At 40.2% G+C, this 12,909-nt stretch carries 15 protein-coding genes; 2 read left to right on the top strand and 13 right to left on the bottom strand.

The window, feature by feature from the left end; genetic code table 11:
* Nucleotides 1-140: 140 nt before the first annotated feature.
* Nucleotides 141-1,211, bottom strand: coding sequence for an NAD(P)/FAD-dependent oxidoreductase (locus DKZ56_RS12660; RefSeq protein ID WP_208650306.1), 1,071 nt, complete (start codon nt 1,209-1,211; stop codon nt 141-143).
* Between the two features lie 174 nt (nt 1,212-1,385).
* On the opposite strand from DKZ56_RS12660, the gene DKZ56_RS12665 reads away from it, so the two are divergent.
* Entirely contained in the window at nt 1,386-1,622 is a 237-nt protein-coding gene (locus DKZ56_RS12665; RefSeq protein WP_208650307.1) for a YuzB family protein, read from the top strand.
* Nucleotides 1,623-1,657: 35 nt separating this feature from the next.
* Here DKZ56_RS12665 and DKZ56_RS12670 read toward each other — a convergent pair whose 3' ends face one another.
* On the bottom strand, nt 1,658-2,422 hold the full coding sequence (locus DKZ56_RS12670) for a TIGR01457 family HAD-type hydrolase (RefSeq protein WP_208650308.1): 765 nt from the start codon (nt 2,420-2,422) through the stop codon (nt 1,658-1,660).
* Nucleotides 2,419-2,871 carry a DUF86 domain-containing protein gene (locus DKZ56_RS12675; RefSeq protein WP_208650309.1) on the bottom strand — a complete coding sequence of 151 codons (453 nt, stop codon included), beginning with the start codon at nt 2,869-2,871 and terminating at the stop codon, nt 2,419-2,421. Before DKZ56_RS12675 ends, DKZ56_RS12670 begins: the two co-directional genes overlap by 4 nt.
* A gap of 85 nt (nt 2,872-2,956) precedes the next feature.
* On the opposite strand from DKZ56_RS12675, the gene DKZ56_RS12680 reads away from it, so the two are divergent.
* Nucleotides 2,957-3,223 (top strand): DUF3055 domain-containing protein, encoded by a 267-nt coding sequence (locus DKZ56_RS12680; RefSeq protein WP_208650310.1) that lies wholly within the window; start codon nt 2,957-2,959, stop codon nt 3,221-3,223.
* Between the two features lie 36 nt (nt 3,224-3,259).
* Here the strand turns inward: DKZ56_RS12680 and DKZ56_RS12685 are convergent, their stop codons facing one another.
* The 10 genes from DKZ56_RS12685 to DKZ56_RS12730 form a co-directional block, all read right to left on the bottom strand.
* On the bottom strand, nt 3,260-3,589 hold the full coding sequence (locus DKZ56_RS12685; RefSeq protein ID WP_208650311.1) for a YutD family protein: 330 nt from the start codon (nt 3,587-3,589) through the stop codon (nt 3,260-3,262).
* A gap of 16 nt (nt 3,590-3,605) precedes the next feature.
* On the bottom strand, nt 3,606-4,505 hold the full coding sequence (gene lipA / locus DKZ56_RS12690) for a lipoyl synthase (protein ID WP_208650312.1): 900 nt from the start codon (nt 4,503-4,505) through the stop codon (nt 3,606-3,608).
* Nucleotides 4,506-4,614: 109 nt separating this feature from the next.
* The gene (yunB, locus tag DKZ56_RS12695; RefSeq protein WP_245989461.1) at nt 4,615-5,394 is read right to left on the bottom strand and encodes a sporulation protein YunB; all 780 of its coding nucleotides are present in this window, start codon (nt 5,392-5,394) and stop codon (nt 4,615-4,617) included.
* 59 nt (nt 5,395-5,453) lie between these two features.
* A complete protein-coding gene (locus tag DKZ56_RS12700; RefSeq protein WP_208650313.1) occupies nt 5,454-6,815 on the bottom strand; it encodes a bifunctional metallophosphatase/5'-nucleotidase in 1,362 nt (453 codons plus the stop codon).
* 21 nt (nt 6,816-6,836) lie between these two features.
* Complete coding sequence (locus DKZ56_RS12705; protein WP_208650314.1) at nt 6,837-7,658, bottom strand: sulfite exporter TauE/SafE family protein; 822 nt, start codon at nt 7,656-7,658, stop codon at nt 6,837-6,839.
* On the bottom strand, nt 7,658-8,512 hold the full coding sequence (locus tag DKZ56_RS12710) for a DUF72 domain-containing protein (protein WP_208650315.1): 855 nt from the start codon (nt 8,510-8,512) through the stop codon (nt 7,658-7,660). The genes DKZ56_RS12705 and DKZ56_RS12710 overlap by 1 nt, the downstream gene beginning before the upstream one ends.
* A 138-nt stretch (nt 8,513-8,650) precedes the next feature.
* A complete protein-coding gene (locus DKZ56_RS12715) occupies nt 8,651-9,721 on the bottom strand; it encodes a sulfate/molybdate ABC transporter ATP-binding protein (RefSeq protein ID WP_208650316.1) in 1,071 nt (356 codons plus the stop codon).
* A 10-nt stretch (nt 9,722-9,731) separates the two neighbouring features.
* Nucleotides 9,732-10,604 (bottom strand): sulfate ABC transporter permease subunit CysW, encoded by an 873-nt coding sequence (cysW, locus tag DKZ56_RS12720; protein ID WP_208650317.1) that lies wholly within the window; start codon nt 10,602-10,604, stop codon nt 9,732-9,734.
* Nucleotides 10,605-10,620: 16 nt separating this feature from the next.
* Nucleotides 10,621-11,454: a sulfate ABC transporter permease subunit CysT gene (cysT, locus tag DKZ56_RS12725; RefSeq protein WP_208650318.1), complete on the bottom strand. Its 834-nt coding sequence runs from the start codon at nt 11,452-11,454 to the stop codon at nt 10,621-10,623.
* Between the two features lie 81 nt (nt 11,455-11,535).
* On the bottom strand, nt 11,536-12,612 hold the full coding sequence (locus DKZ56_RS12730; RefSeq protein ID WP_208650319.1) for a sulfate ABC transporter substrate-binding protein: 1,077 nt from the start codon (nt 12,610-12,612) through the stop codon (nt 11,536-11,538).
* Between the last annotated feature and the right edge of the window lie 297 nt (nt 12,613-12,909).

Genomic DNA, 12,909 nt, shown 5'->3' on the forward strand with positions numbered 1-12,909 from the left:
GTCACCACGGACACCCTTGCTCTTGGCTAACCTCTACTTCTGTCTTCGGGGTTCGGGACTTACACCCTATAGTTCATGTACATGCCGGGCGCACGATAAAAATTCGCAAGTACCGCCATGATACTTGCGAATTTTTGCAATTAATTTTCATTTTGTCGTTTATACATCCAAAGCAAGCCTGATTTCATAAGGCGGGCAATTCGGCCGGTTACCGTTTTATCAGCAATATAGACAAATCCTTGTTTTTTGCCAAGTGAGCCCATAAAGCCTTTTAATTTAATTTCCGGCATTTTTTCAGGCAGAGGTTGTCCTTTCCAGCGAAGTTTCAACACTTGCGCCACCCGGTCTGCTTGTTCTTCTGCAAGCTGTGCACTGGCAGGCAAATCTGATGATGCACAGTCTCCAATGACAAAGACATGCTCATCATCTACTAATTGGAAATATTGATTGACAAGCGGACGGCCTTTTTTGTCTTTTTCCGCATCCATTTCCCGGACAATTTTTACAGGGCGCACACCAGCTGTCCAAACAATTGCATCCACTTCGATTACTTCATCATGGTTATAAAGCTTCCCAGGTTCTACTTTTGTAATATTGGATTCTGAAATGATTTCAACATTATTGCTTTCAAACCATTCTTTTACATATTTGCTGAGCTTTTCAGGGAAGGCGCGCAAAATGCGTTTGGAACGGTCAAATAATTTAATTTGTAAATCAGCGCGGCTTTCCCTTAATTCGCTTGCAATTTCAATGCCACTTAAGCCGGCGCCTACAATGGCTACCGTTGAACCTGGAGGAAGCCCACACAATGTTTCAAAAGTTTTGCGAGAGTTTGCAATCGTTTGGATGCTTAATGTGTGTTCTTCTGCACCAGGAACACCGTGATAATCATCCTCGCATCCAAGTCCAATCACTAAATCATCATATGAAATCTCACGGCCATCATTAAAATAAATCTTTTTCTCTTTTCGATCGATTTTTGTAACCTCACCATACACTTTTTCCAAACGTTCATGCTCCGGGAAATTCACCCGTACTTTTTTATCTGTTGTTGTTCCTGCTGCCAATGCATAAAATTCCGTTTTCAAGCTATGGAACGGGTTTCGATCCACTAATGTTATAATAGTATCCTCTGGGAATTGATTAGGCAATAAACGCAACAACATACGCATATTCCCATAACCGCCGCCAAGTAATACAAGTCTCTTCATAGTAAACTCCCCTAATTTAGTTTATCCAAAAAGTTCACAATTTCTACACAATCATAAGTATATAATATTGTGAGGACTTTCACAATATTTTTTGTGAATAAATTCACAAAATCAGATTTTATTGACGAATAAGAAAATTCAGAGTAGGATTTCTTTTGAGTGAGGTGAATTGGAGTGAATCCGCTAGTTGAATTTTGCATTTCCAACTTAGCCATGGGAGCGCAAGAAACTTATGACATTCTAGAAAATGACCCAAATATTGATGTACTGGAATATGGATGTTTGAACTTTTGCACGCTATGTTCCGAGAAGTTGTATGCACTCGTAAACGGGGAGGTTGTTGAGGCTGATACACCTGAAGAATTAACGAAAAAAATCTATGCATATATAGAGGAAAATCCTCTTTTTTAATAAATAAGGGCTGCGAAAGGACAGCCCTTATTTTGTTAAATATGAAACTCGCTTAAATCTTCTACATAATAAGTCGGCTGAAGTTCTTTTTCCTTTACTGCCTCTGCTTTCACAACTCCTGTATTAACGTGGACGGTATCACATCCAAAGCGGATGCCGCATAAAATATCCGTATCGTAATTATCGCCAATCATAAGCATCTCTTCTTTTCCATACCCGTATTCTTGCTGAATCATCTCCAGCATCACCGGCGACGGTTTTCCCATAAAAATCGGCTCCACATTGCACACTTGGCTTACAAGCTTTACAAATGAACCGTTTCCTGGATGGAACCCTTCTTCCGTTGGGAATCGGATATCCTCATTCGTTCCAATTAATGCGGCTCCATTTTGAACTGCAAGACAAGCCTTCGTCAATTTTTCATAGGTAATCATCCGGTCAATGCCCATCACAACTACATCCGGCTTTTCTTCCACCATCCCAATATTTTGCTCTTGGAAGGCACGGCGGATGCCGTCTTGTCCAATGACGTAAACTTTCGCTTGTCCAAAACGTTCTTTTACATATTTGGCAGTGACTAAAGCGCTGGAATAAATTTGTTTTTCACTGGCGTCAATCCCAAACTGTTTTAGCGTCTCTCTTATTTGGGAAGGGGTTTTCGATGAATTATTCGTCACGAAAAAAACGTCTAATTTCTTTTCTTGCAATTGATGGATAAACTTAACCGCTGTTGGAATGGCCTCCTTGCCCCGATAGACGGTGCCATCTAAATCAAAACAAAATGCTCGATACTGTTTCATTCATGATCCTCCGGCAAAAATGCAGACACTGGCCCTAATTCATTTTCCAAATACTGTGTGACTTCTGCGGAAAATGTTTTTAAGAATGGCACAGTATTTTTTAACACGTCATATACTTTTTCAATATCCACTTGGATAAATTCACGAACGATATTTTTGCGCAAGCTGATCAATTCTTTAAAAGGCTTTTCTTTTTCGCCGGCGATTACTTTCTCATCGATTAAAATATCAATAATGTCATCATAGCTGCCTGGGTCTCTCATAATGAATCCGTCAATCATCAAGTTGCCGACATCAATGACTGATTCAATGGCATTATGGGCGATGCGTTCCAATGCGAGTTTTGTTATATCGTCTTTTAACCAATCTTCTTTTTGTTCAAAAATGGCTATCATTTCATCTAAATATTTTAATGTGTTTGTAATTTTATTTCGGTCTACGAAATACATGACTAATGCCCCCAATTCTAAAGTTGATTGTTGCCTCGCTTCTATAGTACCATATGATGTAGTATGGGAAGGAGAACAAAAAACAATGGAACGTTTTTTCTTATATGATGAAGTAGAAGATACAAAAACACGATTTGTCAGCTTTACTGGCAAAAGTTTGCGCTATGATTTAGCCATTGTTCAATCCAACAAATTTTATGGAAAAGTGCTCGTTTTGGATATGCAATCTAGCCGCTTTGCCATCATCGGGCCCGACGATTTGGAAGAGCCCGGCTATTTAGAATATGTTTTTAACAAAACAGAAGAAGAAGCGGCAGATTTAAGAGAATATTTAACGGAATTATTATCGTAAAATGAAGCCATCTCCTGCATGGGAGATGGCCTATTTTTATCCTTTATCGCTAGAATGTCCATTCGGAGCTGATACATATCTTTCCTGCGGCATGCGGCCAATTTTCTTTAAAATAAAGTAAGCACAGCCAAAATTGCAATATTCAAATAAATAGTCTTGAACAGTGCTGATTTTATTATCATAAGTAGATTTTTGATTGCGGTCATCGAAAAATCCCTTTAATCTTAATTGGCCATATCCCCAATCTCCGACGATATAATCGTATTTTGCAAGGACATCCGTATATCGGTTTACGAAGGCTTCCCCTTGAAAGCCATCGCGGTAATTCTCAACTAATTCATACATAATCCCATCCACTACGATCATTGAAACACCTCCAACATTACATTTCAGCTTGGAGTTGTCGAGCTTTTGTTGCTTCGTTCACTTGCTCATCTGCATGGTAGCTGCTTCGAACTAAAGGACCTGCTTCACAATGCTTGAAGCCTTTCTCCATGGCAATTTTGCGCAATTTTCCAAACTCTAAAGGAGAATAATATTTCTTTACAGGCAAATGTTTTTTTGTTGGCTGCAAATATTGGCCGATTGTCATAATATCCACATTGTTGGCCCGCAAATCGTCCATTACTTCCAAAATTTCTTCCCATGTTTCGCCAAGGCCAATCATTAAAGAAGATTTTGTAGGGATATCCGGCTGCATTTCTTTCGCTCTGCGCAAAAATTCCAACGAACGGTCATAAGTGGCGCGGGCGCGAACCCGTGGCGTAAGTCTCCTTACTGTTTCAATATTATGGTTTAAAATATCCGGTCTTGCATCCATAAGAATCCGTAAATTTTCCTCCACTCCACCTAAATCGGAGGGAAGCACTTCTATGGATGTTTGCGGAGATTTGCGGCGGATTGCACGGATTGTTTCAGCCATGATGCCCGCTCCGCCATCTTTTAAGTCATCCCGCGCAACCATTGTGATGACCACGTGTTTTAAATTCATGATTTTCACTGAATCTGCCACACGTTCCGGCTCTTCCAAATCCAGTTCTGTAGGAAGCCCCGTCTTCACCGCACAGAATCGGCAGGCACGCGTACAAACAGAGCCCAAAATCATCATCGTTGCCGTTCTTCTTTGGCCCCAGCATTCATGTATATTCGGGCATCGGGCTTCTTCGCAAACGGTATGCAAGTTTTTCTCCCGCATCAATTTTTTTAAATCTCTATATTCTTCATTCGTATTAAATTTTATCTTTAACCATTCGGGTTTTCTCAAAATTTCTTTCTCGCTCATTCGTATCAGCCCCTATCGATTCAGAAAAAAGTTACATCTACTTGTCAATATAACATGATAACGCTTTTGCAACAACTGACAATATCGCAAGTCCGAGAAAAAATTCTTATTATTCATATGGAACCGGCACTTCTACAGAAGGCTGTGCTCCATCTCCACCGTTTGTATAAATATTCGGCACTTGGCTTCTTGTCAGCCCAATAGCTACTGGGATGGTTTGCTCCACCGTTGTCGTTTTGCTGGCAAAAGGAACAATAATTTGAACATTCACTTTAAAATTAATGCTGATTTCTACAAGGGCATTATTAATTCCAAACTCTGTAATCTTAGTGGAAACATCGCTTGTCACATTTCCAATGATGTGGAAGCGAATCGGCACTTTTGGCCCTAAGTTTCCGAGCAAAGGAAGATTTAAGGCTTCAGCAAGGGGAACAAGAAAAACGATGCCATCCCCTTTTTGAATTTCCGACACATCATACTCTATATTATCTAAATCCGGAAGCTGAGATAAATCTCCCTTTTCAGCCATTTCCAGATGTTCCTTCACAAGGGCGGTTGTTTCTGCCCGAACTTGGTTAATAATTTCCGTATTAAATTTCGTCGTCAACATATAATCGGATTCTGTAGGCAAATCTTCAATGATTTCATTAATGTCTAAGACGCTGGAGGTTCTGGCATTCACCGCTTTGCTGACGACGCTCGACGCAATTTTACGGGTTTGCACTTCCGCATAATCTAAGTAAATAGGCATTAATCGAGAATTTAAAAAATATAAAAATAATACCACTGCCACCACGAAACTCATGAGAAATAAAGCAAATCGGTTCGCGCCTTTTCTTCTTTTTTTCGGCGCCCTGACCATCATTCTTTGAGGTTTTCGGTAAAACAAAAAATCTCCTCCTAGCAAATTTTATGACTAGGAGGAGATGACTATTCTAAGCATGAATTCTAGAAATGGCGTTTGCAATATTCAATGAACACATCCCTCAGAAAATATGGCAAATAATATTTCTTTTTGGCATATTTGAAGTTTGGAAAAAAATAGCCAAAGGTAAAGAGATCGAGGGTTACTAATTGATAAGTTTTATTTAAATCGCAGACTTCCCCCCGCACAACCAATTCGCGGTTTTTATTGACGGAAAAATCATAGGTTAAAATCTTTCCAAAAATTAATCCTCTAAATCCCAGCCCCTTCAATTCCAGCTGGGACCACTCTTCGTTTTTTGCTTGCAAATACACTTCTTTCAGCTGGCGACCTGTCAACTCCACTACACATAAATTGATAGGGTGGGGCAAAATCCGATGAATATCATATCGGGTGATATTCCCCTTTTTCAAACCGTCCAAAAAGATGCCAGCATTGAACATCGCACAATCAGCGCCGGTATGTTCCAATATGGCTTTTGCAAAGAGCCTTGAAATCTGGGAATGATGGAACCATTCTTTATTGTAGCTTTTTGTCGTTTGAAAGAGCGTTTCCCCCATTAGCTCTTTGCCTGTTTTGGACAGTTGTTCAAGAAATTCCACTTCCCCCTCGATTTCCGGCAGCAGTGCATTATCAATCACAAATTCTTCTTTGCAGACAATTTCCCGATTTTTATGATCAAACTGAATTTTCAAATGCCCTGTATAAGCTCCGAATTTGCCGCAGCCTGTAAGAAGCACCCCGTTCACCATTTTCCCTTCTTCTAAAAAATGATGGGTGTGGGCGCCAAAAATCACATCCAATTCCGGGCATTCCTGCGCCAATAATTCATCCTCTGTAATGCCCAAATGGGAAAGGCACAGCAAAATATCCACTTCTTTTCTCAATTTTTTCGCAAGGGATAAAATCTCTTTTCTCGGTTCGGTAATATCCCAATGAAGCTCTTTATAAAACAGTTCATAAAAGGCGGTTGCACCAATCACGCCAATTTTTGTGCCATGTTTTGTCCTTAAAATCGTATAAGGCTTTAGCCATTTCGGATTCTCGCCGCTCTCAGCCTTCAAATTGGCAACAACCACTTCAAAATTTGCTTCATCATATAAATGAAAAAGCTCTTCGAAGGCAAGGGTGATGCCTTCATTATTGCCGATGGTCACCACATCGTACCCCGCTTCATTCAACAGCCTCACATTTCCTAAACCGAGCGTTGCTTCCGTATAAATGTTAGAACGGTCCAAATGGTCGCCCAAATCGAATAAAAAACTAGGCTCCCCCTTTTTGGCAAAACTTAGCCGCTCATTTCGAATAAAATATTGCGAACGCAGCCAATATTCGAAATGGCTATGTATGTCATTGGTATGATAAAAATGAATTGTTTCAAGCAAACTGCTCACCATCTCTCAACATTAAACTAGCCCTTCTATTATAGAACGGATCCCGATCAACACCATAACGATTTGCAATACGAGAACAACCGTTTTGGATTTCATCCGTTTGTTTAAAGCCGCTCCCAATTTCGCTCCCATATAAGCCCCCACAATCACCGGAACGGTATAATGCCAAGGAACATTTCCTAAATAGATGTGGCTCATGGAATTAATGATGGATGTTAAAAACACCAAAAACATCGATGTGGCAACGGCAACATGGGGCGGAAAACGGAATAAAAGCACCATGGCCGGAACGATTAAAGAACCGCCTCCAATGCCAAACAACCCTGAAAGCATGCCGACAAAAAAAGTAAAGCATACCGCAAACCAGATTGGATAGCCATATTCAAAAGTCTGGCCTTGGCGGTCGGTAAAACTTCGCTTAATGCCATGTTCAAGGAACCAATGAATCGGCTTTAATCGATCCCGAACAAATAATAATGCGGACAAGACGATTAATAAAATACCGAAATATAAATTAAATGAATCGATATTTAGCCCTTTATTGAGCCAAGCCCCTAAAATTGCACCAGGCGCACTGCCGATAAAAAAAATCCAGCCGCTAAAAAAATCCACTTGCTTTGATTTCATATAGGAAATAGTGGATGAAAGGCCGGTAAAAATCATCATCACAACAGATAGACCGACCACTCGCTGAGGCGTGATGTCAGGGAATAAGCCTAACGTAACCCCAAAATACAGCGTTGCCGGAATTAATATTACTCCTCCCCCTAAACCAACGAGAGAGCCAAGGATTCCAGCACAAAGCGCAATGATTGCAAGAAGCACATTTTCCATTAAAATTCCCCTTCAAAAAGATTTAATTGCTTCGGTGCAAGCCCTTCATATTGAATATTTAATATTTCTTGAAGCATTTTTGCATTCTTGGCGGCATGATGTCCCGAATTATTGTTAAAAAGGACATACACTTCTTCCGCATCCGCTTCTAATTCTTTTAGGTGCCTTGCCAATTCTTCCAACTCTTTTCGATTGTAATCATATAAAAAGCGCACTTCCCGCCAATTAGGAGCCCCGTTATTTCGCCATCCATACACATTTCTCCCATGAAGGCGCACAAGCACTTTTTTATCCGTTGCTTTCGGAACAAAAGGCACCGAACCAACGCCAGCTTGCGGTTCATCACAAACGGTATGAATGAGGCCCTGATCTTTTAAAAATTGAATTGTCGCCTCATCTCTTCCTTGCTGATACCATGTTTGGTTGCGAAATTCCACGGCGATTGGCAACCCTTCCAATTGCTGCTTCACATACAAAATATATATGACGTTTTGAGAAGTACAATCAAACCATGGCGGAAATTGCACTAGCACCATAGCTAATTTATTGAATTTGTTAAAAGCATCGGCACACTTCCGAAAGGCATTAAACATCTCCTGTTTTGTTTCGTATGGAAGCTCATCCCTTTGATGGCCTGTGATTCCTTGGTAGGCTTTCACAATAAATTGAAAAGTGTCCGGTGTTTCTTCCGCCCATTTTTCAATATTCTTCAGCGTTGGAATGGCGTAAAAGGATGTATCTACTTCCACAATTGGAAAATGAGCGCTGTAATCAAAAAGTTTATCCTTCTTCGCAGCATTTTCCCTATATAGCGAAGGATGGTCCCCCCATCCAGTTAGGCCAATTTTGATCATGTTTTCCTCTCCATTTTATCGCATTTTTCTCTATAAAAGTATAAACGATTATACAAAAAAGTTCGATTCCGCAATAGGGGAATCGAACTTTTCGGGGGAAAATCTATATAAACAATAAGGGAAGCAATTTAGCATCATTTAGATGGAGAAATCTTCAGGAATAAACACTTTTAATTGCTTAGGACGCACATAAACAATGTCGTCTTTTTTGATATTTAAAGCTTTATATTGTTCTTTTGGCAATTCCGCCTCTAAATATTCGCCGGTATCTTCCCTTTGCAATTCAATTCTTGCAGTCGGGCCGACGATATGGACGAAGGTGATTTTTGCAGCCACCGTTTCATGATTCACTTGCTCCTTCTCAATTTGGATGTCATGTGGGCGGACGTATCCAACTGCTTCATCATGGGAATCTAAATAATGAGGGGCGTTAATTTCAAATTGCCCTTGCTGCAGCTTGCCATTATGCAAGCGACCTCTAAAGATGTTCACATTTCCCAAGAAATCATATACGAAAGGTGTTCTTGGATTTTCATACACTTCATCCGGCGTGCCGATTTGTTCAATTTTCCCGTTGTTCATTACAATGATGCGGTCTGCCACATCAAGGGCTTCCTCTTGGTCGTGGGTTACAAAAATGCTCGTCACATGAAACTCATTATGCAGCTGTCGAAGCCATCTTCTCAGCTCTTTCCGAACTTTCGCATCCAATGCGCCAAAAGGTTCATCTAAAAGAAGCACTTTTGGCTCCACCGCAAGGGCTCTAGCCAATGCAACACGCTGGCGCTGGCCCCCAGAAAGCTGGGATGGATAGCGGTCTTGGAAATTTTCCAGTTTCACCAGCTTCAATAAATCGTTTACTTTTTTCTCAATTTCTTGTTTCGATGGCCGTGTTTTTCTTGGACGAACTTTCAACCCATAGGCCACATTTTCAAATACCGTCATATGCCGGAATAAAGCATAATGTTGGAACACAAAACCGACTTTTCGCTCTTTTGGGCTGACATTGGTGATATTTTCACCGTCAAATAAAATCGCTCCTTCATCAAGCCCCTCAAGCCCTGCAAGAATGCGGAGAAGCGTCGTTTTGCCAGATCCGGAAGGACCTAAAAGTGCAATCAACTCGCCGGATTTTATATCAACGGAAATATCTTTCAATGCTTGAAATGAACCAAAGGACTTAGATACATTTTGAATTTGAATCCCCATAATAATCCCCCTAAACTTCTTTTGCTTTCCAAGTAATTATGTGTTTTACGATAATGGTAATAATGGCCAATATGGACATTAATGAGGCAACGGCAAAAGCCGCAGTAAATTGATATTCGTTATACAAAATTTCAATATGTAGCGGCATTGTGTTCGTCTGCCCGCGGATATGCCCCGAAACAACAGATACAGCGCCAAATTCGCCGATTGCACGGGTATTGCACAAAATCAAGCCGTACAATAATCCCCATTTAATATTTGGCAGCGTCACATAGAAAAAGGTTTTCCATCCGCCTGCACCCAATGAGATGGACGCTTCTTCTTCCGTAATCCCTTGGGTCTGCATTAAAGGAATTAATTCCCGTGCAACAAAAGGGAAAGTGACGAATAATGTGGCAAGGATAATTCCGGGCAAGGCAAAGACGATTTTTATATCATGTTCAAAGAGCCAATCGCCGAATAAACCTTGTGCGCCAAAAAGCAAAATAAAAATCAACCCTGCAATAACGGGGGAAACGGCAAAGGGCAAGTCGATCAAAGTAATGAAAAGATTTTTTCCCCTAAAGGAAAATTTCGTAATCGCCCAAGCTGCAGCAATCCCAAAAATCGCATTAAGCGGCACTACAATCAGTGCAACGGTAATGGTCAGTTTAATGGCGGCAAGGGCATGCGGGTCTACAATGGACGCCACATACGTATTCCACCCCTTTTCGAAGGCCGTCACAAAAATTGAAATCAGAGGAAGAATTAAAAAAAGGCTAATATAAAGCAATGCAACCGTAATAAGCGACCATTTCACAATCGCCGATTCCTTCAAAGGATAAGGATTCACCGCTTTCTTCACAACAGGCACTGCTCGCTCCACATCCAACGGTTTCGTCATTCAATGGCCCTCCTTCCTAATAATTAAATTTTCGATTTATTCTCCATTGAATAAAATTAATAATCAACAAGGCCACAAAGGAACCGACAAGCATGACAACAGCAATGGCTGTAGCCCCGACGTAATCGTATTGTTCAAGCTTTGTCATTATAATGAGCGGAGTAATTTCCGTTTTCATCGGCATATTCCCTGCAATAAACACAACCGAACCATATTCTCCGAGCGCCCGAGAAAAGGCTAATGAAAATCCGGTAATCATCGCCGGATACAACTCAGGCAAAATGACTTTTACTAAAGTTTGGAATCGATTCGCCCCAAGGCTTGCGGAAGCTTCCTCAACTTCCCTGCTCAAATTTTGCAAGATCGGCTGCACCGTCCGAACAACAAAGGGCAGCCCAATAAAAGTCAGGGCAATCACGATTCCAAGAGGTGTATAGGAAATTTTAAAATCAAAAAATTGCCCAATCCAGCCGTTTGGGGCATAAAGAGTGGTAAGGGCAATCCCTGCTACCGCGGTTGGCAATGCAAAGGGCAAATCCACAAGTCCATCGATTATTTTTTTTCCCGGAAAATCGTAGCGGATTAGCACCCACGCAATAATCGTTCCAAAAAGCACGTTAATAAGCCCTGCAATAAAGGCGCTACCGAAACTCAATTTATATGAAGCTACTGCACGAGGATGCGTAATGATTCCGATAAATTCACTCCAGCTAAGGGAGAGGGTATTCACAACAATCATCGCTAAAGGCAATAGTACAATGATGCTTAAATAAAGCATCGCATAGCCGAGGGTAAGGGAAAATCCAGGAATGATGGTATTCTTTTTCTTTCTTTTTAATGTGAATTCCACTAAAAATCACTCCATTTAATATGAAGATCCAGCATAAAGGAAATAAAATGTTCCTTTATGCTGATGGTCTCAAGCTTTCAATTATTGATAAATTTCATCAAATGTACCGCCATCTGCAAAATGCGTTTTTTGCGCTTCTTGCCAGCCGCCAAACTCTTCTACTGTCACTAACTCTAAATCTTTGAATTGGTCTTTATATTTTTCTAGCACTTTTTCATTGCGTGGACGGTAGAAGTTTTTCGCTGCAATTTCTTGCCCTTCATCGCTGTATAAATATTTCAAGTATGCTTCTGCCACTTCTCGAGTTCCTTTTTTATCAACGATTTTATCTACAATAGCCACTGGAGGCTCTGCTAGTATACTTAAAGAAGGCGTCACGATTTCAAATTCATCTTCGCCAAATTCTTTGAGGGATAGAAACGCTTCATTTTCCCAAGCAATCAACACATCGCCAATGCCACGTTCCACAAATGTTGTTGTAGAACCGCGGGCTCCTGAATCCAACACTTCTACATTGCTATATAAATCTTTCATAAATTGTTTAATTTTTGCTTCATCGCCGTTATATTTTCTGCTTGCGAACGCCCATGCCGCTAAGTAATTCCAACGGGCACCGCCACTTGTTTTTGGGTTTGGCGTAATCACTGAAATACCTTTTTTCGTTAAGTCATCCCAGTCTTTAATATTTTTAGGATTGCCTTTGCGCACTAAGAAAACAATTGTAGAAGTATATGGAGAAGAATTGTATTCAAATTCTTTTTGCCAATCTTCATTTAATAATTGGCGCGTTAATGCAATTTCATCGATGTCATAGGCTAAAGCAAGAGTTACAACGTCCGCCTCAATACCATCGATAACGGATCTCGCTTGTTTGCCAGATCCTCCATGGGATTGCTGGATTGTCACTTCTTGGCCAGTTTTTTCTTTCCAATGAGCTGCGAAAGCTTTGTTGAATTCTTCATATAATTCCCGTGTTGGGTCATAAGAAACATTTAATAATTCTACTGTTTTTTTTGCTTCTGAAGTTTCTGTCGTTTTGTTTTCACCCGCGTTGTTTGATGATTCATTGCTGCTTGACTCTTCTTTTCCGCAAGCTGTCAAAAGCAATAAAAGTGAAATAATTCCAAAAAATAATAGTAGTCTTTTTTTCTTTTTCATTCCCATCTCTCCTTTATTCTTTTAAATAAAATAGAAGGTTGCCCACCATTTCCCCATTCCAAGGGTCCATGCAGGCAACCTTCAGTTTGTCTGATTGGTTACACTTAAAAAGTGTTATTCTTTGTTTCATACAATAATCCAATTTTTCCGATAAGTCAACAAGGTTTTTAAAAAATTTATAAAATCGGATTTTAATATTGATTTATCCAATTAAAATAGTATACTTTAAATAAATAATAAATTAATACGCTGACTAGAAAACTAGAGGCGTTTTAATGTACTAACAATTTTTTATTA

The sequence above is a fragment of the Ureibacillus thermophilus genome (assembly GCF_004331915.1).
GTDB classification, from domain to species: Bacteria; Bacillota; Bacilli; order Bacillales_A; family Planococcaceae; genus Ureibacillus; species Ureibacillus thermophilus.

What these genes read in the sequence shown, in the direction of transcription:
- DKZ56_RS12660 (WP_208650306.1), bottom strand. Translation starts at nt 1,211, where the DNA reads ATGAAGAGACTTGTATTACTTGGCGGCGGTTATGGGAATATGCGTATG.
- DKZ56_RS12670 (WP_208650308.1), bottom strand. Translation starts at nt 2,422, where the DNA reads ATGAAACAGTATCGAGCATTTTGTTTTGATTTAGATGGCACCGTCTAT.
- DKZ56_RS12675 (WP_208650309.1), bottom strand. Translation starts at nt 2,871, where the DNA reads ATGTATTTCGTAGACCGAAATAAAATTACAAACACATTAAAATATTTA.
- DKZ56_RS12680 (WP_208650310.1), top strand. Translation starts at nt 2,957, where the DNA reads ATGGAACGTTTTTTCTTATATGATGAAGTAGAAGATACAAAAACACGA.
- DKZ56_RS12685 (WP_208650311.1), bottom strand. Translation starts at nt 3,589, where the DNA reads ATGATCGTAGTGGATGGGATTATGTATGAATTAGTTGAGAATTACCGC.
- lipA (WP_208650312.1), bottom strand. Translation starts at nt 4,505, where the DNA reads ATGAGCGAGAAAGAAATTTTGAGAAAACCCGAATGGTTAAAGATAAAA.
- DKZ56_RS12705 (WP_208650314.1), bottom strand. Translation starts at nt 7,658, where the DNA reads ATGGAAAATGTGCTTCTTGCAATCATTGCGCTTTGTGCTGGAATCCTT.
- DKZ56_RS12710 (WP_208650315.1), bottom strand. Translation starts at nt 8,512, where the DNA reads ATGATCAAAATTGGCCTAACTGGATGGGGGGACCATCCTTCGCTATAT.
- DKZ56_RS12715 (WP_208650316.1), bottom strand. Translation starts at nt 9,721, where the DNA reads ATGGGGATTCAAATTCAAAATGTATCTAAGTCCTTTGGTTCATTTCAA.
- cysW (WP_208650317.1), bottom strand. Translation starts at nt 10,604, where the DNA reads ATGACGAAACCGTTGGATGTGGAGCGAGCAGTGCCTGTTGTGAAGAAA.
- DKZ56_RS12730 (WP_208650319.1), bottom strand. Translation starts at nt 12,612, where the DNA reads ATGAAAAAGAAAAAAAGACTACTATTATTTTTTGGAATTATTTCACTT.